22 protein-coding genes are annotated in these 22054 nt (G+C 45.2%); 9 read left to right on the top strand and 13 right to left on the bottom strand.

The window, feature by feature from the left end; all coding sequences use genetic code 11:
• Nucleotides 1-107: 107 nt before the first annotated feature.
• On the bottom strand, nt 108-875 hold the full coding sequence (locus CA267_RS09545; RefSeq protein ID WP_075607696.1) for a glycosyltransferase family 2 protein: 768 nt from the start codon (nt 873-875) through the stop codon (nt 108-110).
• On the bottom strand, nt 872-1654 hold the full coding sequence (locus tag CA267_RS09540; protein WP_075607697.1) for a glycosyltransferase family 2 protein: 783 nt from the start codon (nt 1652-1654) through the stop codon (nt 872-874). The genes CA267_RS09545 and CA267_RS09540 overlap by 4 nt, the downstream gene beginning before the upstream one ends.
• A 228-nt stretch (nt 1655-1882) precedes the next feature.
• Between CA267_RS09540 and CA267_RS09535 the strand changes: the two genes are divergently transcribed.
• Nucleotides 1883-2425 carry a gamma carbonic anhydrase family protein gene (locus CA267_RS09535; protein WP_075607698.1) on the top strand — a complete coding sequence of 181 codons (543 nt, stop codon included), beginning with the start codon at nt 1883-1885 and terminating at the stop codon, nt 2423-2425.
• Between the two features lie 22 nt (nt 2426-2447).
• Here CA267_RS09535 and aroE read toward each other — a convergent pair whose 3' ends face one another.
• Nucleotides 2448-3263: a shikimate dehydrogenase gene (gene aroE / locus CA267_RS09530; protein ID WP_075607699.1), complete on the bottom strand. Its 816-nt coding sequence runs from the start codon at nt 3261-3263 to the stop codon at nt 2448-2450.
• Between aroE and CA267_RS09525 the strand changes: the two genes are divergently transcribed.
• Nucleotides 3262-3699, top strand: a complete 438-nt coding sequence (locus tag CA267_RS09525; protein WP_075607700.1) for a group II truncated hemoglobin — start codon at nt 3262-3264, stop codon at nt 3697-3699. The two genes, aroE and CA267_RS09525, sit on opposite strands and share 2 nt — an antisense overlap.
• 44 nt (nt 3700-3743) lie before the next feature.
• Here CA267_RS09525 and CA267_RS09520 read toward each other — a convergent pair whose 3' ends face one another.
• The 7 genes from CA267_RS09520 to CA267_RS09490 form a co-directional block, all read right to left on the bottom strand.
• Nucleotides 3744-4412: an OmpW/AlkL family protein gene (locus CA267_RS09520; protein WP_075607701.1), complete on the bottom strand. Its 669-nt coding sequence runs from the start codon at nt 4410-4412 to the stop codon at nt 3744-3746.
• Between the two features lie 137 nt (nt 4413-4549).
• Nucleotides 4550-5482: an oxygen-dependent coproporphyrinogen oxidase gene (gene hemF, locus CA267_RS09515; RefSeq protein ID WP_075607702.1), complete on the bottom strand. Its 933-nt coding sequence runs from the start codon at nt 5480-5482 to the stop codon at nt 4550-4552.
• A 2-nt stretch (nt 5483-5484) separates the two neighbouring features.
• Nucleotides 5485-6051 carry a Sua5/YciO/YrdC/YwlC family protein gene (locus CA267_RS09510; protein WP_075607703.1) on the bottom strand — a complete coding sequence of 189 codons (567 nt, stop codon included), beginning with the start codon at nt 6049-6051 and terminating at the stop codon, nt 5485-5487.
• A 17-nt stretch (nt 6052-6068) separates the two neighbouring features.
• Nucleotides 6069-6614 (bottom strand): DNA topoisomerase family protein, encoded by a 546-nt coding sequence (locus tag CA267_RS09505; protein ID WP_075607704.1) that lies wholly within the window; start codon nt 6612-6614, stop codon nt 6069-6071.
• A gap of 32 nt (nt 6615-6646) precedes the next feature.
• A complete protein-coding gene (locus CA267_RS09500; RefSeq protein ID WP_075607705.1) occupies nt 6647-7123 on the bottom strand; it encodes a DUF494 family protein in 477 nt (158 codons plus the stop codon).
• A gap of 1 nt (nt 7124) precedes the next feature.
• Nucleotides 7125-8252, bottom strand: a complete 1128-nt coding sequence (dprA, locus tag CA267_RS09495) for a DNA-processing protein DprA (RefSeq protein ID WP_075607706.1) — start codon at nt 8250-8252, stop codon at nt 7125-7127.
• 36 nt (nt 8253-8288) lie between these two features.
• Nucleotides 8289-9371, bottom strand: coding sequence for a LysM peptidoglycan-binding domain-containing protein (locus CA267_RS09490; protein ID WP_075607707.1), 1083 nt, complete (start codon nt 9369-9371; stop codon nt 8289-8291).
• Between the two features lie 201 nt (nt 9372-9572).
• On the opposite strand from CA267_RS09490, the gene def reads away from it, so the two are divergent.
• Genes def through trkA form a run of 4 tightly spaced genes read left to right on the top strand, consistent with a single transcriptional unit; the run spans nt 9573 to nt 13763 of the window.
• Nucleotides 9573-10079: a peptide deformylase gene (def, locus tag CA267_RS09485; RefSeq protein WP_075607708.1), complete on the top strand. Its 507-nt coding sequence runs from the start codon at nt 9573-9575 to the stop codon at nt 10077-10079.
• A gap of 11 nt (nt 10080-10090) precedes the next feature.
• Nucleotides 10091-11041, top strand: coding sequence for a methionyl-tRNA formyltransferase (gene fmt / locus CA267_RS09480; RefSeq protein WP_075607709.1), 951 nt, complete (start codon nt 10091-10093; stop codon nt 11039-11041).
• Nucleotides 11042-12358, top strand: a complete 1317-nt coding sequence (gene rsmB / locus CA267_RS09475; RefSeq protein WP_075607710.1) for a 16S rRNA (cytosine(967)-C(5))-methyltransferase RsmB — start codon at nt 11042-11044, stop codon at nt 12356-12358.
• Nucleotides 12359-12383: 25 nt separating this feature from the next.
• Entirely contained in the window at nt 12384-13763 is a 1380-nt protein-coding gene (gene trkA / locus CA267_RS09470; protein ID WP_075607711.1) for a Trk system potassium transporter TrkA, read from the top strand.
• A gap of 53 nt (nt 13764-13816) precedes the next feature.
• On the opposite strand, the gene CA267_RS09465 is transcribed toward trkA, so the two are convergent.
• Nucleotides 13817-15268 carry a TrkH family potassium uptake protein gene (locus tag CA267_RS09465; RefSeq protein WP_075607712.1) on the bottom strand — a complete coding sequence of 484 codons (1452 nt, stop codon included), beginning with the start codon at nt 15266-15268 and terminating at the stop codon, nt 13817-13819.
• A 169-nt stretch (nt 15269-15437) separates the two neighbouring features.
• Entirely contained in the window at nt 15438-16091 is a 654-nt protein-coding gene (gene elbB, locus CA267_RS09460; protein WP_075607713.1) for an isoprenoid biosynthesis glyoxalase ElbB, read from the bottom strand.
• Between the two features lie 406 nt (nt 16092-16497).
• Here elbB and polA point away from each other — a divergent pair, with 406 nt between their 5' ends.
• Complete coding sequence (gene polA, locus CA267_RS09455; protein ID WP_075607714.1) at nt 16498-19266, top strand: DNA polymerase I; 2769 nt, start codon at nt 16498-16500, stop codon at nt 19264-19266.
• 361 nt (nt 19267-19627) lie between these two features.
• Here polA and yihA read toward each other — a convergent pair whose 3' ends face one another.
• Nucleotides 19628-20242 carry a ribosome biogenesis GTP-binding protein YihA/YsxC gene (yihA, locus tag CA267_RS09450; protein WP_075607715.1) on the bottom strand — a complete coding sequence of 205 codons (615 nt, stop codon included), beginning with the start codon at nt 20240-20242 and terminating at the stop codon, nt 19628-19630.
• A gap of 175 nt (nt 20243-20417) precedes the next feature.
• Here yihA and CA267_RS09445 point away from each other — a divergent pair, with 175 nt between their 5' ends.
• Together CA267_RS09445 and CA267_RS09440 are read left to right on the top strand one after the other, a co-directional pair.
• Nucleotides 20418-21041 (top strand): c-type cytochrome, encoded by a 624-nt coding sequence (locus CA267_RS09445; protein WP_075607716.1) that lies wholly within the window; start codon nt 20418-20420, stop codon nt 21039-21041.
• Between the two features lie 375 nt (nt 21042-21416).
• Entirely contained in the window at nt 21417-22049 is a 633-nt protein-coding gene (locus tag CA267_RS09440) for a class I SAM-dependent methyltransferase (RefSeq protein ID WP_075607717.1), read from the top strand.
• Nucleotides 22050-22054 lie beyond the last annotated feature (5 nt).

The raw sequence follows: 22054 nt of genomic DNA, 5'->3' as shown, positions 1-22054 counted from the left end.
ATGAAGACGAAATGCAGGAAAAGCTTATTGCCTACCACAATGAAACTGAACCGCTAATCAAGAAGATGTGCAGTAGCTCCTAGTTATGACGTCTTACTTTTATCTATCTACTTTAACCGATCGGTAAAATAGTGTTCATGTAACTTCGCTTCTTTTAAAAAGCCATACATGGCTTCAATAACTGCTTTCACTAACCCTCGTCGCCCAGACAAGAACATTTGCTTGATAAAGTAAGCTTTGATAAACATCAAAGGAAACACTGCAACAAGCTTTAATAGCGAAGGCTTCTTCCCAGCTTGGAACTTTTCAAGCGCTTTCAGCGACGAGTATTTGTTTTGTTTCGCCATCAGTACGTCCACTGAAGGATAACCGAAATGGATGACGCTTCCTGGCACGCGTCCTTGTTTACAATCTGCCGATAACTTTACATTCTCATGAACTAAGCGATTTAGCGGGAAGGAAACATCGCTTTTACGATATAGCCGTACAATGGAACGTTTGGCAGAACCCGATGCCATTGGCTCACCCCAAAAAATATCTTCAAAATAAAGCCTGTAAGCATCGGCTCTTTCTTCGTCCACCAGCTTCTGAATGTGTTTTGGCATTTCAGGCGGCAGAACTTCGTCACCATCCAAGTTAAGAGCCCACTCATTTTGGCAGAGTGATAAGGCATAGGCTTTCTGTCGAGCGAATCCCATCCACTCTTTATGGTAAACTTTGGCGCCAAATTGCTTCGCTATCTCTACCGTCCTGTCTGTGCTGCCGGAATCCACCACAATAATTTCAGCGAATTCCTGTACCGACGCGAGCATGCGTGCCAAATATTGCTCTTCATTTAACGTTACAGCAAAGACGCTAACGGGTTTACTATTCATTTCCTAACATCATCTTTAATAGTTTCTTGTGTCAGCGACCATAAACCGGCGTACTTATGAAATGCGTACTGACCGAGTATAACCGCCATGAGAAATCCACGCTTTCCATCCAAAAAGCCAGCCCGAAAGATATACTGTTGAGTGAAGTCCATAAAGAAACGAAACACAGCAAAACTAAGAGAAATTCGCTTCCCGCTTTTGTGTTTATCTCCGGCGGCTAAAGTCGCGTATTTTAGATGCTTTTCCTGAACGTGATAATAATCTCGCCAGCTGTAGTGATAAAGCGGCGACTTAACGGTAGCTATTTCTTTGTGCGGCATAATCAGCGTCTCATGGACACTTTTGTCTTTAAATTTTGCCCCTTCCTTTAAAAACAGTTTTCCCTGCGGCGTTGAATAGCGGCCGTGACTGAGTGCTCCGCCGAACAAATACGTTTTCCACGGGATGTTAATTAAAGTGGCAGATAAAGTGGGCCTACTTAAGATTTCATCAATGTCTTGTTTAAGTGCTTCAGACACCACTTCATCCGCATCTACATTTAAGACCCATTCATGTTTACAGTATTCAAGGGCGCGAGTCCGTTGTGCCGCAAACCCAGGCCAGTCGGTGGTATAGACGTCGTCAGCATAACGTTTAGCAATTTCTGCTGTGCCATCAGTGCTTCCCGAGTCAAGAACAATCAGTTGATCTACCCAACCGGCTAAAGGCATCAAACATGCGGCTATTCGATCAGCCTCATTATAGGCAATTACAAAGCAGGAAATTTTTCTTCTTTTCATCAAAAATCATCTTAGTTATGGGAATTCCGACTGTCTCAATATCGTTCAATGGGTTGAGGATTATGGCATGGTCTAAATTTATGAAAATATATTCCACTCTATATAATTTTTTGTTTATAAGCTACTTAGTCGCGTAAAGCAGCAGAGACACCAGCATATTTTCAATATAGATGATAGGATTTGCTCTATATCCTAAAGTTTCCAAACCGATATAACGAGACCCAGAAAATGACCGATGCACTCCAGGCTTTTAAAGGAAAATATCCTTCTGTGCCTTCTTCCTGTTACATCGATGATTCATCCAGACTGATTGGCGATATTGAAATAGGTGAAAATAGTAGTGTGTGGCCTATGGTTGCCGCCAGAGGTGACGTTAACTACATTCGTATTGGAGTACGCACAAACATTCAGGATGGCACAGTTTTGCACGTTTCCCGCCCATCAGATGATCTTCCTGAGGGCCTGCCCTTAATCATCGGCGACGATGTTACCGTTGGACATAAATGTATGCTGCACGGTTGTATTTTAGGAAACCGGATTCTAGTAGGTATGGGAGCCATTGTGATGGATGGTGTTGTGGTAGAAGATGATGTATTTATTGGCGCTGGAACTCTGGTACCACCAAACAAGCGGCTGGAAAGTGGTTACTTGTATGTGGGCAATCCGATGGTGAAAAAGAGGCCTTTAAAAGAATCTGAACTTGCCTTTTTAGCAGTATCCGCTGATAACTACGTACGGCTGAAAAATGATTACCTTAACAATAAGCAGTAATTGCACATACAATGACGAGCAATTATAGGGCTTCCCGTAAAGCGGTAACAACCGGGCGAGTTTCAGGTTTCTTTTCCGTCCAAATAGTAAAGGCGGCCGCCGCCTGCTCTACCAACATGCCTAAACCATCAAGTGCCAGCGAACTGCCCTGCTGTTTAGCATGTTCCATAAAAATAGTAGGCGCTTTTCCGTAGACCATGTCGTATGCAATTTGGCATTGTTCAAATTTCACATTTTGAATACTGGGTAGCTGTTGATTAAGACTCGCGGATGTTGAGTTGATGATGATATCAGGAGTAAATTTATCCAGTTTCTGATTGGTAAGACTAACCAACTGCTCTTGCTGAAAACTATCTACAATTTCCTGGGCCCTTTCCTGTGTTCGATTGGTGATAACCAGTGTGGAAACTCCCGCAGCAAGAAGCGGATGAATTACCCCCCGGGCTGCACCGCCAGCACCGATTAACAGCACTTTTTGGCCTTTAAGCTGTGCGCCATGGGCTAGCAGATCAGCGACCAAGCCGATTCCATCTGTGTTATATCCATGTAATTTCCCTTCCGGATGCTTGTAGAGTGTATTTACAGCCTGCGCGGCTCTGGCCTCCTGGTTAAGTTGTGTTGCTAACGCATAAGCCTGCTGTTTGAAAGGAACGGTGACATTGCAACCTACCGCATCTTTATCTTCAAAAAAATCTGCGATTGCTTTTGCAAAACCATCCAGTGGCGCTTCAATTTTAATATAGTCAATGTCTTCGCCACAGCTCCTTGCGAACATTTGATGAATAGTTGGTGATACACTGTGAGCAACAGGATTTCCGAAAACGGCAAATTTTTTCATGAGTTTATTTAGCTTCTTGAATCGTTTGAGCAATAACACGGCAGCGCAATCAAATGCGACTCCTTATGAGGCTATAGGAGGAGAAGAATCTGTCAAGCTACTTGCCAATCGATTTTACGATATTATGGAATCCGATCCGCTGGCAAGTGACCTATTGGCATTACACCCAAAACCTTTGGATAGAATTCGTCACATCTTTTTCTTGTATTTAACCATGTGGTTAGGTGGTCCTGACGACTATCAACAGTTGCAAGGGCACCCGCGGTTGCGCGCTCGACATTTACCTTTTGCAGTCACCCCTGACTTAAAAGCGCAATGGATGTATTGTATGCGTAAAGCTATGATGCAAACTGTGACAGATATAGCACTTGCAGATAAATTGCTTTCTACTTTGGATAGCCTGGCTGATCATATGATCAATAGTGAAAAAACTTGAAAGCCCGCTTTCTCAGCAGGCTTTTCTATTGGAATATTTCTCACTTAAAACACATAACCCACCGCTAAGGTATACACCCATGGATCAATAGAAATATCAGAGACATTCCCGTCTGCGTTGTTAAGAGCAAAAGAGGCTTCGGTATCAATATCAATCCAGCGGACAGAAGAGTTCACATACCAATGGCTATCTATTTTATAATCTACGCCCACCTGCGCAGCCAGACCCAGCGAGTTATCTAAAGACAGGTTATTAAGACCCACCTCTTCATTAGCATCCGTAAAAGATTCATCATAAATAAACGTGTAGTTTATGCCAACGCCAGCGTAAGGCTGCCAATAAGAATCCGGCGAATTAAAATAATAATTTACGCTTAAGGTAGGAGGTAGATGTTTAACTTCCCCAAGTTTATCGCCGGTACCAAGAGGATCTGGAGCATCAAAATTTACGTCATGTTTAAAGGGTGTAGCAGCCAGTAACTCAATATTTATCTGATCGGTAACAAAATAAGCCAGATTAAGACCGAGTTGGGTATTACTGTCGATGGATAGTCCTACACCCAGATCAGAACCTCCAGCCACAATAGTAGATGTAGATTCTTCTGGTACTACGGCTGTTGCCCCACCTCGGATAAGGATATCACCTTTTTGATACGCCACTGCTGGCGCGATAACGGAGGTGAAAAGCAAAGTTGCTAACAGAGTTTTTTTCATAATGGTTTCTCGTCTTCTAATTTATAAGCGCACTGTACGCGCTACGAGAAACTAAACATTGATCTGAAACAAACTAAAAACTGACGAATGAAAGCACTTAACCGGGTATTGATCTACGTCAGCATTTCTAGCGGTATTTACCAATCAAGAGGTTGTAACCACTGCGACAACTTAGCTTCAGGACTTCCCTCAGCTGGCGAATAGCAATATTCCCATCTGGCCAGAGGCGGCATTGACATTAAAATAGACTCCGTTCGTCCGCCAGTTTGAAGACCAAACAAGGTGCCTCTGTCGTACACTAAATTGAACTCCACATAGCGTCCGCGCCGATATAGCTGAAAATCCCGCTCACGGTCTGAATACGAGGTATTTTTGCGTCGTTCTATAATGGGAATGTACGCATCAAGATAGCCATTCCCCACCGCCTGCATAAATGCGAAGCTTTTTTCAAACCCCAGTTCATTTAAATCATCGAAAAACAAGCCGCCTACGCCACGAGTTTCATTGCGATGTTTTAAGTAAAAGTAGTCGTCACACCATTTTTTATAACGAGGGTAGATGTCGTCGCCGAAAGGTGCACAAATTTTCTTCGAAACCTCGTGCCAGTGCACAACATCTTCTTTAAAAGGATAAAAAGGCGTTAAATCAAAGCCACCACCAAACCACCAGATTGGCGGCTCTCCGGCTTTTTCGGCAACAAAAAAACGCACGTTTGCGTGAGATGTGGGAATGTAGGGATTGCGTGGATGAATGACAAGAGATACGCCCATCGCCTGGAAACTTCGTCCTGCAAGTTCAGGGCGCGAAGCTGTGGCAGATGCAGGCATGGCGTCGCCATACACTCGCGAAAAATTCACGCCGCCCTGCTCGATGACAGCGCCATCTTTTAATACCCGAGAACGGCCGCCCCCGCCTTGCTCTCGTTGCCACGTATCTTCTTCAAAATGACCTTTTCTATCGGCCAGTTCCAGCGTCTGACAAATATTGTCTTGCAAGGTAAGTAGAAACGCTTCTACTTGTTCAATGGCTATTTCTGTGTTTTGTATCAGGTCGCCTGCGTGAGTTGTCACTGTTATTCCCTAATTATTTTGCCGGTTTCACAATCGCGAATAGTGCTTGGTCGATCTCTTTCCCCAACTTTACCTTCAATATAATAAACACTATCATAAAAATACTTTCTTGCTTCAGCCGTCGTCTTTGCTGGCGCCTGTCCTGATAGATTGGCGCTGGTAGAAACCAGCGGCTTAGCCAACTTTTCGCACAACGCTTTCACTACCGGATGATTGGTGACGCGAACGGCAATTTTATTGCTCTTTCCGGTTATCCACTCTGGTGCATAGCGCGATTTGGGCAAAAGCCATGTCACCGCGCCCGGCCAGCTAGAAAAAATCTCCGTCCGCTTGTCAGGAGCAATGGCATTATCATCAACATATTTGAGCAGCCGGGAGTAGTTATCTGCAATAAGAATGACGCCCTTTTCTACAGGACGCTGTTTAAGTGCCAGTAATTTAAACACCGCCTCCTGATTATCTGGATCGCACCCTATTCCCATTACAGCTTCAGTTGGATACACCAGAAGTTGGCCGCTATTAAACGCCTCTAGTTCAGGATCGTTAGGTGTTGTTGACGATTGTTGCATTGCGTTCTCTCTGACAGCTAATCTTGCTGATAATCACACATTGGTTGCGGGCAACAGATTTGCCCTTTTTTACTGATTAACAAGCCCCAGCCACACTTGGGACAGGGCCCTGCGACAGGAGGGAAATTTAACACATATCGACACTGTGGATAATGATCGCAGGAGAAAAAACGCTTGCCGTATTTATTAGTGCGTTCGAGAAGATGGCCACTCTGGCACTTTGGACAGGTTAATTTTGTATCTTCTTGTTGTTTAATAGGCTCTATATGATGACATTCCGGAAAATTCGTACAACCGATAAACATTCCATAGCGGCCTTTTTTAATTGCCATTGTGGCGCCGCAAATCGGACACGCTGTGCCATCGATTTCTTTTAGAATAGTGATTTGATTATCGTGCAGAGGCTTACTGAACTGGCAATCAGGATAAGCAGAGCAACCTAAAAAAGCGCCACTCTTACTGTTTCGAATATGTAATGCGTTATTACATTCAGGGCAGTTGCCAAAGGCATGCTCAAGAGCATGCTCGCCAGCACTAAAAAGCGAATGATCTATTTTCGACATGAAATTAGACCAGCAAAAACAAAACAAAGCATTTAATGGAGCGTGCCGTCAGATTCTTCAAATAACAAATCTTCCATCTGGGCATAGGCATTTTCTTTGCCGGGAACATTAAACAGCACCATTAGCACTACCCATTTTAAATCTTCAAGACAAAATTCACTGGAGTCAATTTCCATTACTCTGTCTATCACCATTTCACGAGTGGAGGCATCAAGCACATTCACCTGTTCTAAAAACATCAGAAAGCCGCGGCATTCGACATCCAGCCGCATTTGTTCTTCATGCGTGTAAATTCGGCTTAAGGTAGAACTAAACCCCTTACAAAAGTAAGGTTTGATATCCGTTTCCTGCAACGCTGCCAGTTTTTCCAGCCAGGCTAGCGCCTTATAGATTTCATCGTGATGAAACCCGGCGCGCACCAGTTCTTCCGTCAATTCATCTTGATCAACACGGATTTCCGTTTCGCTGTGAATGAAATTCTCAAATAGATACATGAGGATGTCGAACATGTTATTTCCCCCTCAATTTGACGTAACCTCCAGGAACGGCGGCCACCAGACCACGTAACTCATACTCTAGTAATGCTGCCAGTACGTCAGAAACAGGCAGCGCGTTACGTTCGGCAATAATGTCAATTGCAGTGACATCATAATCCACACTAGCTAATAATTTATCTGTTGCCAAGCTTTCGTCTTCACTTTTTTCCCCGCTCGCAGCGCTGATTTGCTGAGAGGATTCAGTCAGATGCGAGAATTCTTCGAGGATGTCGTCTAGACAGGTAACAAGCTTAGCGCCTTGCTGGATCAGATAATGACAGCCTTGTGTCATGGGATTATTGATATTGCCCGGCACCGCAAAAACGTCTTTGCCTAGATCTGCGGCCATTTTCGCAGTTATCAAGGTGCCGCTTTTAATTGTTGCTTCTACGACTAAGGTACCGATCCCCATGGCAGCGATAATCCGGTTGCGCCGGGGAAAATGTTGAGCTCTCGGCGGCATTCCCGGCCAGAACTCGCTAATAACTGCACCACCTTGTTCTATTATTTGAGTATGTAAAGCCTGATGACGCTTTGGGTAAACCAGATCCGGACCGGTTCCAACTACTGCAATGGTGCGGCCTTCAACCGCAACGGCTCCTTGATGAGCAGCAGCGTCGATGCCCGCTGCCATACCGCTGATAACGTTAAGACCGCTAAAGGCCAGTTCTGTGGCGAAAGATTTCGCTATCCCTAATCCCTGCTGTGTAGCTCGGCGACTGCCAACAATAGCAAGTGGAGGCTGCTGAAGACGCGATAACGTCCCGGTGACAAACAGTACCAGCGGCGGAGACGGAAGTTGCCGCAGTGCATCAGGATAAGCGGGACTAGAAAACGTGATTATATGATGCTGCTCGTTTTGTACTAACCATGTTTCTGCGCGCGTAACAAGCTCATCCCGAATTTTTCCTATTGCGGCTTGCACCTGAAGCTCATCTTTTTTGCTCAAAAAGCTCAGGTCATCGGAGAATAATTGCAAGATGTCCAGGGAATACGTCTCCATAAAATGAAGCCAGGTAGCAGGCGATATTCCCGGAATTGAAGCAATACGCAACCATGCTGTTTGCACAGGCGTAAGAGTAGATGAAAGAGTAGTTAACACGCTGTTTCTCCTTGCAAGAAACGGCGTAGTAAAGGCTTATGGATTTGCGACAATCGCGCCGATTTTTACTAACTCTCTGGCACGAGTAATAATGCCGTAACTTGCTTTATCATATGTCTTGAAAATAATCAGCTCGCCAATTTTTATTGCCGGCTGTACTACCGTAGAGCCATCATCAAATATGCTGTATACGGCATTGCTTTCATTCGCGTAGCGTGGCGTTTCGCCATCAATGATATCTGGTCCTTGTGCGTAGATGCCCATTACCATTCCGGGGTCCACGTCCGCGGCACCTAAGTCAACAATGACAACATCATGTCTACCCAGCAGCTCATGCTGATGCAGATTATCCACAACATGGCCCCGCTGATCTCGCGCCGCCTGAATTTTTAAGTTTTGTGCGTTGGTAAACTCACCGGAAAATAGACGGTCACCGCGACGGGCTTCGAAGTTGGATTGATCAACTTTGATAAGCCATTGCTGTGGAACATCATCCTCAACCATGCTGGCATCGGCAACGTGATGAATCTGCACCCCCAGCACCTCGCCTTCCAGGTCTTTTATAGTAGCCTGCTTGCGCACAACCCGGTACTGATCGTTAGAACGGCCGTAGCTTCGACTAAGTACTAAATCGTCGCTAACAAAGCGCATGCTACCTGTAGGGTTACCCAGTATGTACGGCAACTTTTCGTACTCGTCCTCTTCTATTAATTCATTTTTATTGATGTAGGGAGCAATGGCCGCCCACGGCAAGATGCCTATCGGGACGGGTTTAGCTTGTTTAATCATAGTGGGAGACAAAGTGAGATGCTTTTTCTCACGGGCAACCTGCATCACCGGTAGCCCATCTACCATCCGAATAGTTAACACATCGCCAGGATAAATAAGATGAGGATTTGCGATCTGCGTATTTTTTCGCCATAAATCTGGCCATAACCAAGGCTTATCCAGAAACAAGCTGGCGATGTCCCAAAGGGTATCGTTCTGTTGTACTGTATAGGTTTTAGGCGCATTTTCCTTTATCGTGACAGCGTAAGCGAATGATACAGGTACCAACAATAATGCGCCGATCATTGCCAGCAGGCCATGCTTGCGCCATCTTTTCAACCAATGTGTCATTCTTGCCCAGCCCTTTTGTAATTTGATTTTTGTCGCATCGACACCATATCGGCATATGCTCGTAGTTATTCAGCCAACCGACAAAAAATTGCACGAAATAATGTGTTATACGTTAGAATAGTAACTGAAACCAATGTGTAAATAATGCTGGTAATTGGATCGTATATTAATTCATACAGACGAAAGTGTAGTTGACAAAAAATGGCAATATTAGATGTACTTAGTTTCCCTGACGAAAGGCTGCGTACTGTTGCAGCTCCGGTGACAGAGGTAAACGAAGAAATTAAGCAGCTTATCGCTGATATGTTCGACACCATGCGTGACGAAAAAGGTATTGGCCTTGCCGCTACGCAAGTGGATCGTCACGTGCGTGTGGTGGTAATGGATGTATCTGAAGATCAGAATGAACCGCGTGTATTCATAAACCCCGAAATTATCGTAAAAGAAGGCAATACAATCAGTGAAGAAGGTTGTCTTTCTGTTCCGGGCAACTATGCGAAAGTGGAGCGTGCGGAAAAAGTAAAGGTTTCTGCGCTTGACGCTGAAGGTCAACCGTTTGAACTCGAAGCAGAAGGGCTTTTAGCCATTTGCATTCAGCATGAATTGGATCATCTTAAAGGCGTATTATTTGTGGATTATCTTTCACCACTTAAACGTCAGCGCATTCGTAAAAAGCTAGAAAAAGAAGCCCGACTCGCGGCTAAATAATAGGGTTATTTGTGTCCCATCCACTTCGCGTTATATTTGCTGGTACGCCTGATTTCGCTGCAAAGCACCTTCAGGCGTTACTTGCCTCTCACCACCAAGTCGTTGCTGTTTATACTCAACCTGATCGTCCCGCGGGGCGCGGTAAAAAGCTAACCGCGAGTCCGGTTAAGCAACTGGCGCAGGAGCATAATATTACGGTTTATCAGCCGCAAACTTTAAAAACTGCTGATGCGCAGGCTGAGCTTAAAAATATCAACGCCGACATTATGGTAGTGGTTGCTTACGGTTTAATACTCCCAAAAGCGGTACTTGATACCCCGCCGCAAGGCTGTATTAATGTTCACGGCTCTATATTACCTAAATGGCGTGGCGCAGCCCCTATTCAGCGAGCAATTTGGGCAGGCGACGATGAAACCGGCATAACGATTATGCAGATGGATGAAGGTCTGGACACTGGCGCTATGTTACATGTAGCCCGTTTGCCTGTTACCGCCGATGATACCAGTGCTACACTTTACGAAAAGCTGGCCGAACTCGGTCCTCAAGCCCTCATTACAGTGCTTGATAACCTGTCCTCGCTACAGCCGAGCGCGCAAGATAACGACGCTGCAACTTACGCAAAAAAGTTATCTAAAGAAGAAGCATTAATAGACTGGAACGACGACGCCGTTCAAATAGAACGTAATATACGAGCCTTTAATCCCTGGCCTGTTGCGTGGATGCAGGTAGGGCAGGAAAACGTTAAAGTATGGCAGGCTTCTGTGTTACAGGAGACATCTACCGCTTCCCCCGGCACCGTACTTCGCGCTGGCAAACAAGGCATTGTTATTGCCACTGGCACTAAGCCTTTACAATTGGAGTTAATCCAGATTCCTGGCAAAAAAGCGTTATCGGCAGCAGATGTTCTCAATGCCCGCCAAAACTGGTTTAAACCCGGCACCCTTATTGGCGAAAATACGTAGATGAACGTACCCCTTCCTCGCCAAAAGAATCTTCGTGCTGATACCGCCTGGGTAATTTACCAGGTATTAGAGGCTGGCAGATCTTCAACAAGTTGCTTAGAGAAAGTGCAGCGCCGGCATGGTCCTCGCGATAACGCCTGGATTCAGGAAATGTCTATGGGCGTACTTCGGCAATTACCGCTCCTGCAAACCTGGCTACGTGTTTTATTAGATCGTCCCCTTAAAGGTAATAAGAAGATACTGGAGCATCTTATTCTGCTGGGTTTATACCAGCTTGCTTTTTCACGTGTTTCAACTCACGCCGCTGTAGGAGAAACAGTAAATGCAGCGTCGTATCTTGATGGTACATCGTTAAAAGGTCTGGTAAATGCTGTGCTGCGAAATTTCGAGCGTCAAAAGCTAAACGAAGAACCCGTTACCGATCCCATTATAAAAAGTGGCTTACCTAAGTGGTTGTATAAACAAATTTTACAGGCGTATCCCACTCAATTGGATGAAATTGTTGAGCAAACCAATACCGTTGCGCCGATCTGGTTAAGAGTAAACACTGCAAAACTCACCCGCGAGCAATTTGCGTTAGCGCTAGATAAACAAAGCGTGAACTACCACATTGTAGAAACGCACCCCAGCGCCTTAATATTAGAGACTCGTACCGATATTACTGCGTTGCCCGGATTTAACGAAGGCTGGTTTGCCGTGCAGGATGGCGCTGCACAGTTAGCGGCCGCCTATTTAGCGCCGCAGCCTGGAGAACGTATACTCGATTGCTGCGCGGCCCCCGGCGGTAAAACGGGTCATATTATGGAAATACAACCTCAGCTTTTACAATGTATTGCGCTGGACAATGATGAACTGCGTATGGCGCGAGTGCGGCAAAACATGCAGCGGCTCAATCACAACCCAACCATTATTACCGGTGATGCTGCTGCCCCTGCCGGCTGGTGGGATGGTAAGCCGTTTGATCGCATACTGCTGGATGCTCCCTGTTCTGCAACCGGTGTAATTCGCCGCCACCCAGATATTCGCTGGCTACGCAATGCAGCAGATATCACTACGCTGGTCTCGCTGCAGGAAGATATTTTACATGCCCTTTGGCCGTTACTAAAGGACGGTGGAACGCTATTGTATGCGACCTGTTCTATTCTTCCCGCTGAAAATTCCCAGCAAATAGCCAAATTTTTACACTCTCATTCTGATGCGACTTTAATTCCTCTTTCCGATACAGAAACACCACAAAATCCAGGTCGTCAAATCTTGCCTGGAGAACACCATATGGATGGCTTCTACTACGCGAGGCTGGTAAAGTCGTTGTCTTGATAACAGCAGAACATAACGGAACGTAATGAAGATCATCATCCTAGGCGCTGGACAAGTCGGCGGTACACTGGCAGAAAACCTGGTGGGTGAGAAAAATGAAATCACCGTTATTGATTCTGATCCAAATACGTTGCGTGTTCTGCAGGACAGACTGGATTTGCAGGTTGTTGCCGGAGTCGGTTCTCATCCAGATGTATTAAAGAAAGCCGGTGCCGAAGACGCCGATATGCTTATTGCTGTAACTAACAGTGATGAGAGTAACATGCTGGCGTGTCAGGTCGCCTATAGCCTCTTTAAAACCCCAACAAAAATAGCGCGGGTGCGTAGCGAACAATACATCATTTATCAGGAACAGCTGTATAAGCAGCAAAATATTCCCGTTGATCATATTATTGCACCTGAGCAATTAGTTACTAAAGCGATTAAGCGGCTCATCGATTATCCCGGAGCTTTGCAAGTGGTTGAATTTGCAGAGGGTAAAGCCAGCTTGGTAGCGGTGAAAGCTTATTATGGTGGGCTATTAGTAGGACACGCGTTATCAGCGCTTAAAGAACACATGCCCAATGTAGAAACTCGCGTAGCCGCTATATACCGTCGCGGCAGGCCAATTCGCCCGCTGGGCACCACAGTAATTGAAGCTGACGATGAAGTTTTTTTTATTGCGGCAACAAAGCACATTCGTGCCGTAATGAGTGAACTGCAAAAGCTGGAATCCAGCTATAAGCGTATTATGATAGCCGGTGGCGGTTTAATAGGCGCCGGGCTGGCCAAACGTTTAGAACACAATCATAACGTAAAACTTATTGAGTACAGTGCTGAACGGGCGCAGTATCTCTCAGCTCATTTAGATAAAACCATTGTCTTTTGTGGCGATGCATCCGACCCGGAATTATTAAACGAAGAAAGTATCGATCGCGTCGATGCTTTCATTGCTGTCACCAATGATGACGAAGCCAACATCATGTCTGCAATGCTTGCCAAACGAATGGGTGCGCAAAAAGCTATGGTGCTGATTCAACGTAGCGCCTATGTAGATTTGGTTCAAGGTGGTGAAATTGATATTGCCTTTTCTCCCCAGCAAGCCACCATCTCGGCGTTACTTACTCACATTCGACGGGGCGACATAGTTAATGTGTACTCACTTCGCCGGGGCGCAGCAGAAGCTATAGAAGCTATTGCTCATGGCGATGAAAATACATCGAAAGTGGTAGGCCGGGAAATCGGTGATATTAAGTTACCACCCGGCACCACGATTGGCGCTGTAGTACGTGATGAGCAGGTGATTATTGCGCATCGCGATACTGTCATCGAAGCCAATGATCATGTCATTCTTTTCCTGGTAGATAAGAAATACATTAACGATGTAGAGAAGCTGTTTCAGCCCAGCGCGTTCTTTTTTGGTTAACGTAGTCTTGTTTGTTGAGTAGGTAAAGCAGACCCGTTAGTATTCCTCGACAACTAGCTACGCCAGAAGGTGGGCGAGAACAGAACTAACAAGGAAAATATTTCCAGCCGGCCAAACAACATTGCTGTCACCAGTAACCATTTTCCAGCGTCGGTGACTTCGGAGTAAGAAGCAGCCACACTACCTAATCCTGGACCTAAGTTATTTAACGTTGCAGCGGTCGCGGTAAAGGCTGAAATATTGTCTAAACCTGTAGCGATCATACCAATCATAATAATAACGAAGACTGTAGCGTAGGCTGAAAAGAAACCCCATACTGCTTCTACCACGCGATCAGGCATTGCCCGTTCACCTAATTTAACCGAATAAACCGCTTTAGGATGGATGAGCCGATCGATTTCTCGCTTCCCTTGTAAAAATAACAGAAGCACCCGCACTACTTTAAGCCCACCGCCGGTAGAACTGGCGCAACCGCCGATAAAGCTCGCGAATATTAATAGAATTGGCAAAAATGAAGGCCATGATGAGAAATCAGTGGTGGCAAACCCCGCCGTGGTGCTAATAGAAACAGCTTGAATTAACGCCTGATCCAACGCCTCTTCAGCGGACGTGTAATATTCAGTAAGCACAAGTACAAAGAAGCAGATAACGATAAGCGTTACCTGTATGAACAGAAATGCTTTAAATTCCGGGTCACCCAAATACCCTTTAAAAGAGCGGGAGCTCGCGGCTGCATAGTGTAAAGAAAAATTGAGCGCAGCAATCATGAGAAACACTGCAGCAACTACGTTGACCATGGGACTGTCGAAATAGCCCAAGCTTGCATCATGCGTAGAAAAACCTCCGATGGCAACAGTAGAAAAGGAATGGCAAATGGCGTCGAACCATCCCATACCCGCCAAATAATAAGCGAGAGTACAAGCGATAGTCAGCATCAGGTATATGTACCAGAGATGCTTAGCGGTATCAGCAATCCGCGGCGTCATCTTTGAATCTTTTACCGGACCCGGAATCTCCGCCCTATATAGCTGCATACCCCCTACCCCAAGAATCGGTAATATGGCAACGGCAAGTACAATGATACCCATGCCGCCTAGCCACTGTAGCTGCTGGCGATAAAATTGAATGGAATGGGGCAAAAACTCTATTCCCTGAATTACCGTCGCGCCAGTAGTCGTGAGGCCAGAGAACGATTCAAAAAACGCATCGGTGACTGACATCGAAGGCTGCTCAAGCAATATAAATGGGATCGCCCCGAAGCTAGCCAGCACCGTCCAGAACAGCACTACGATAAGAAACCCTTCCTTGGCGCGCAAATCTTTACGATGATCCCGGTTTGGGTACCACATAGCCGTGCCGGTAAGCACACATAAAATGAATGCAAGAATGAAAGGCAGGCCGCTACCGTCGCCGTAAATTAAAGAAACAACAGCTGGAGGGATCATGTTTACGCTAAATAGGGCGACCAGCAATCCCAGAATACGTACAATCGCACGATAGTGCATGTTCCAATGAGCCTTATTATTTTTTTATGCGTGCCTTCAGATGATTGGAGGAAGGACGTGCCTGTTCTGTTTCTCCGCGATTTTTTGCGGGCGGATTTAAACTTCTCTTTTTATTATGCGGTGGAAGGAGCGAAAGGGAAAGTCAAATTGCCCCCCCTCCACCGAGAAACTACTGCATACCCAGTACGGTTTGAACCATTTTATTCAGCCCTGCATGGGCTTCTAAAATGTCTTGAGCAAGCATATACGCGGGCGTAGTGACCAGTTTTACTTCTGTATCTACAACAATGTCATCGACTTGGCAATTTACATGTTGAGCGCCCAACTTATTAATTCCTGCTGCGGTGGCCTCATCATCTCCAATAGTTAATTTAACATTGTTTCCATATACTGCGGCAGCTAATGCTGGCGCGATGCAAGCGTAACCCGCAGGTTTTCCGGCTTCAGCAAACGCTTTGCATACAGCCATAACATCTTCATCTACACTGCAATCAGCGCCCTTCGTCGCAAAGGTACACAGATTCTTCGCTGCACCAAATCCGCCTGGCAGAATAATGGCATCAAAGTCTTCTTCCTTACATTCAGTTACCGGCTTTATTTCTCCCCGCGCGATTCTGGCCGACTCCACCAACACATTACGGCTCTCCCCTACGACTTCTTCACCGGTCAAATGATTTACCACATGCAATTGGCTTTTATCTGGTGCAAAACATTGGTATTGCCCACCATGCTGTCTTATCGCCAACAATGTCAGCACAGCTTCATGAATTTCTGTGCCATCAAAGACACCACTGCCACTTAGAATGACTGCAACTTTTTTCATTTTGTCCTCCCAAACCTTGCTGATGCTGTCTTATGCAATTTTGTCTAATATTTAAACGACAGCGTAAGAAAATATTATGTAAATATCCATAAAGAATTTATATCCATTATGCTACATTACTATCCCAATTTGGTTAAACATAAAAACCTCCTTGCTAAGTTATCCACATCATTGCGGAAAGTTCAAAAAGCAAGTGCGCGATAGCAAATAATATTGCTAGTACCTTATTTTTCTCGATCTCCAAGTATTTGATCTGCTGCAGAAGGATCATACTGATCATCTTTCTCAGGGGTTTAGATCACAAAGTTATCCACAGCCGATCTCACTTTTATTCCCTCTCGCCAGTAGCGATCACCTTGCGCCTATGGCATCCTTTCGCATAATTTACTTCCATGTTTGCGAGCTTATGTCGAATAACCAAAATCCTCCGTTCATCCTGGTGGATGGATCGTCTTACCTTTTCCGTGCATTTCATGGGCTCCCTCCCCTTACCAATTCGAAAGGGCAAGATACGGGTGCGATCTATGGTGTGATCAACATGCTACGTAGCTTAATCAAGCAATATCATCCTTCGCATATTGCAGTTGTGTTTGATGCCAAAGGTAAAACCTTTCGTGACGAAATATATAAAGAGTATAAAGCTAACCGCCCTCAGATGCCCGACGAGCTCAGAAGCCAGATAGAACCGCTTCATAACATTATTCGAGCGATGGGTTTACCTATTATCATTGAAGATGGGGTTGAGGCTGATGATGTCATTGGCACACTGGCTCACGCCGCCACAGCAAAGGGAATTGATACGTTAATCAGCACCGGCGACAAAGATATGGCGCAGCTGGTAAATAAGCACGTCATGCTGATTAATACAATGACCAATCAGTTGTTGGATGTTGAAGGCGTAAAAGAGAAATTTGGTATTCCGCCGGAACTGGTGGTGGATTTCCTTGCGCTAAAAGGAGACAAAGTAGACAACATTCCCGGCGTACCGGGAGTGGGCGATAAAAGCGCGCAGGCTCTTTTAAATGGTATCGGCGGAATTGATGCCATTTACAAAAATCTGGATAAAATTGCCGATCTGGGATTCCGTGGCAGTAAGACTTTAGCAGTAAAAATGCAGGAGTACGAAGAACAAGCGCGGATCTCATACACGTTGGCAACTATCAGTCTGGATGTAAAACTGGAATATACGCCAGAGACCCTTACGCCCACACAACCTGATAACGACGCCCTCAAACACCTCTTTGCTGAATATGAATTCAAACGCTGGCATAGCGAAATAGCTTCAGAAGTGGCAGCTGATGCTTCTGCAAAAGAAAGTTCTGGTGCTGTAGCGCCAGACACCGCGCCTGTATCAGATATTAGCGCTGACAATTACGAAACAATTTTTTCCGAGGCAGATTTTGATCGGTGGCTGGAAAAGCTGAAAGCTGCACCACTGATAGCCTTTGATACGGAAACCACCAGTCTGGATTATATGGAAGCTCAACTGGTAGGCGTATCTTTTTGTACCGCACCTGGTGAAGCAGCCTATGTTCCGGTTGCTCATGATTACCCTGACGCGCCAGAACAACTCAATAGAGACTGGGTACTCGCTAAGCTCAAGCCTTTACTTGAAGATGAAAATATCAAAAAGGTTGGACAGCATATCAAGTACGATAAGAACGTGTTGGCTAACTACGATATCACTTTGCGCGGCATTGCCTTTGATACCATGCTGGAGTCTTACGTGCTGAACAGCACAGCCACACGCCACGATATGGATTCGCTGGCGTTAGCTTACCTTAGTCACAAAACTATTCATTTTGAAGAAATTGCTGGCAAAGGCGCAAAGCAGCTTACGTTTAATCAAATTGCGCTTGAAGAAGCCGCTCCCTATGCCGCAGAAGATGCTGATATTACATTTCGGCTACACCAGATTTTGTGGGAAAAACTTCGCAAAGAAGAAAAGCTTAAAACCATACTGGTCGATATAGAAGTGCCGCTGTCAAGTGTGTTATCTCGTATGGAACAATCCGGAGTATTAATTGACAGCCAGCAGCTTAAGCAGCAAAGCCAAACCTTGGCTAAGCGGATTATAGAGCTGGAAAAAGCGGTTCATGAACAAGCCGGCGAAACTTTTAATTTGGGTTCTACCAAGCAGCTCCAGCAAATTCTGTTTGAAAAGCTGGCGATACCGGTATTGAAGAAAACACCTAAAGGTGCGCCCTCTACATCTGAGGAAGTGCTACAGGAACTGGCTTTAGAGTACCCTATTCCCAAGATGATTATGGATTACCGGGGAATGACGAAGCTAAAAAGCACCTATACCGATAAGCTTCCGAAAATGATAAATCATCGCACGGGACGAGTGCACACTTCCTACCATCAAGCGGTTACCGCTACCGGAAGGCTTTCTTCTACCGATCCTAATCTACAGAACATACCTATTCGCACTGAAGAGGGTCGACGCGTGCGTCAGGCGTTTGTGCCCCGTGAAGGATACAAAATTGTTGCTGCGGACTATTCGCAAATTGAACTGCGGATAATGGCGCATCTCTCTCAGGATAAAGGTTTGCTCAGCGCATTTTCCGAAGGAAAAGACATTCATAAAGCAACCGCCGCTGAGGTTTTTGGTGTAGCGTTAGAAGACGTCACGAGCGACCAGCGGCGCAGCGCCAAAGCGATCAACTTTGGGCTGATTTACGGCATGTCTGCTTTCGGGTTGTCGCGACAACTAGCGATACCGCGCCACGATGCTCAGCTCTATATGAATCTTTATTTCGAACGTTACCCGGGCGTGTTGCAGTATATGGATGAAACCCGTCAGCATGCCAAAGAAAAAGGCTACGTAGAAACAGTACTTGGAAGACGTTTATATCTTCCCGACATTAAAGCCAGTAATGGTGCCCGCCGCAAAGGTGCTGAACGCGCGGCCATCAACGCGCCCATGCAAGGCACTGCAGCTGATATTATAAAAATGGCCATGTTGAAGGTCGATGAATGGATTACTCAACACGCTAAGCAGGACGTACATATGATGATGCAGGTTCACGATGAACTTGTTTTTGAAATAAAAGAGCACTTAGTCGAGGAGTATAAAGAGAAGATCGTTTCTCTGATGCAGCAAGCGGCTAATCTTTCTGTTCCTCTTGTAGTAGAAGCAGGAGTAGGAGAAAACTGGGATGAAGCACACTAACAGAAATTAGATTACAGAAAACAAGCCATTACTGCGCAATATCTCGCCATTTTTGGTAATTAAATTACAAAAGAGACTTGCGTTTTCTTGCCCTTGTTGTACCCTTAACCTCGTAGGGTACAGAGGTGAGAAATCTGTTTTCAAACCTTTGCTTTAACCCCGACGACTTGTCGGGGTTTTTTTATGCCTGAAGATAAGTAATGTAGAAAAATATATATGTAACCCGTTGAAAATTAGTGAATTTAAAAATAATTTAACTTTTTTCAATTTCTTTTGAACTAACGGCTTCTACGGGTACTCTTATAATCGGTTTTTATGTGTTTTCTCTCAGTCCTTTTCCCCACCTACTGGTGGGGATTTTTTATTTTGGGGTGGGATCTTTTTGTATCTCTAGCCATTTATCAAGAACGGTTTCTAGTTCTGGCAGCCCTTGCTTCGACAGCGAAGAAAACGTTTGTACAGTCACATCTCCCATAAACGCTAGCGCCGCCTCCTGAGCCATCATCAACTGCGCCTTGCGCTTACCAGATTTTAACTTGTCGGATTTTGTCAGCAACGCAAGTACTGGTAGCTCTGCAGCAACAGCCCAATATATCAAATCCTGATCGAGATCTTTAAAAGGATGACGAATGTCCATCAGTACCACAATACCTTTAAGGTTTTTGCGTTTCTGAAGATACTCCCCTAACGAGCGCTGCCACTTTTTCTTCATTTCTATAGGCACTTGCGCGAAGCCATAGCCGGGCAAATCTACTAAGCGCCGGCGTTCGTCAAGCTCAAATACGTTAATGAGCTGCGTCCGTCCTGGCGTCTTGCTCGTCCGGGCAAGACTTCTTTGGCGGGTAAGCGTATTCAAAGCGCTGGATTTGCCTGCGTTGGATCGTCCAGCAAAGGCAACTTCTATACCGTCATCCTCAGCAAGATGACGGATATCCGGTGCGCTGGTAAGAAACTTTGCTTTTGTGTAATACGTCATGGTGATTATCCGTCTATACTGCGTCTTACGATTTTATGTGCCCGTCGCCATGAGAAAAAGGATGTAAAACCATAGTTTTATCATGGAATAGGTTTTTCTGGCGCAGTAAATGTGTAAAATACGTATGATATCACGTAAATCGCGCAAGCCATTGGATCCATTGTAGAGATAAATTATGAAAAAACTCTGTTTGTTGATGTGTATGTCTTTAGGGCTTTCTGCTTCAGCTGTTGCTGCTGGTGATCCTGAAGCCGGTAAAGCGAAGTCAACTGTTTGTGCAGCCTGTCATGGTCCTGATGGAAATAGCATGATTGATGCGAATCCTAAATTAGCAGATCAACACCCGAATTATATTGTAAAACAGCTTAAAGACTTCAAGCTGGCAGCCGAAACTGGCGGAGAGGAAGGACGTAACAGCCCCATAATGAATGGCATGGCAGCTCCCCTTTCAGAAGAAGATATGCTCGATTTAGCCGCTTATTTTTCCAGTCAGACGGAAAAGCCAGGGGAAACTCCCGAACAATTTATTGAACCCGGTGAATCTCTGTACCGTGGCGGTGACAACGAGCGTGGTGTAACAGCATGTATCGCTTGTCACGGCCCTAACGGTAACGGCATGGACCTGGCAGGTTTCCCTGATATAAGTGGCCAGCATCCCGCGTACGTTGCTGCTCAGCTTAAGGCATTCAGAGCCGGTGATCGTAATAACGATATGAATGGCATGATGCGGGATATTGCGAAAAAGCTCACCGACAATGACATCGAAGTTCTTTCCAATTACATAGCAGGATTACACTAAGTCTAATCAAATTGTATTGGTTGTTAAATAAATGTTACATAAAAAGTTGTAATTCCGCAGGAAAGGTGTATGCTACTGCATTAGTTTTGGTAGCCGATATTGAAACGGTCCAAGCTATATAACAATAATAAAATTGGATGAGCGGATAAAGCGTCAGGAAGACCTAAAACAAAAATTATTTCTCGCTCTGTGAAAAAGAATAATAAGGGGAGCAACGAAGCAAAGGACAGCGCGCTGCACATTGAGGTGTAAAAACGGGAGATGTGTCATTTGACACTCTAACAATAAAGGTGATGGTTTCGGCCATCACCTTTTTTTTAAATCCAAACGTAGCAAGTTTACTGTATTACTAATATTCTCATAGAGCCTTATCCCATGTTCTGCCCGCTTTGCCACTCATCTTCCACTTTCTATCATCAAGATAAACGCAGACAATACTTTCAATGTGGCAGATGTGAATTAGTCTTTGTAAGTCCTGAAGCCCTACCCACTCGCTATCAAGAAGAGCAAGAGTATCGTCTTCATGAAAACCACCTAGAGGATGCAGGCTATCGCCGTTTTTTGATGCGCCTGGCGATGCCCTTGCTAGAAGTTCTGGATAACCGTCGGTGCCTGGGAATGGATTTTGGCTGCGGCCCTGCTCCTCTGCTCCGCCGGATCCTTGAAAAAAGTGGTCATAGCGTTAATCTTTACGATCCATATTTTTACCCTGATACCGCACCTCTTTCTCTGCAGTACGATTTTATTAGTTGTTCGGAAGCCATGGAACATTTCCACCAACCAGCAAGGGAAATTGCACTATTCGACAAACTATTGAAACCTGGAAGCTGGCTAGCCATTATGACCAAACGTGTACTAAGCAAAGAGAAGTTTAAAACCTGGCACTATAAGAATGATATGACGCATGTAAGCTTCTTTAGCGAAGCCACATTTAACTATATCGGCAAGACTTGGGACTATAAAGTCCAGTTCGTTGATTCAGACGTAGTATTGTTGCAGAAGCAATAACGAAT

Source organism: Alteromonas pelagimontana, assembly GCF_002499975.2.
Lineage (GTDB): Bacteria > Pseudomonadota > Gammaproteobacteria > Enterobacterales > Alteromonadaceae > Alteromonas > Alteromonas pelagimontana.
The sequence above is the reverse complement of the archived record's forward strand: the minus strand, read 5'-3'. Positions and strand labels throughout refer to the sequence as shown.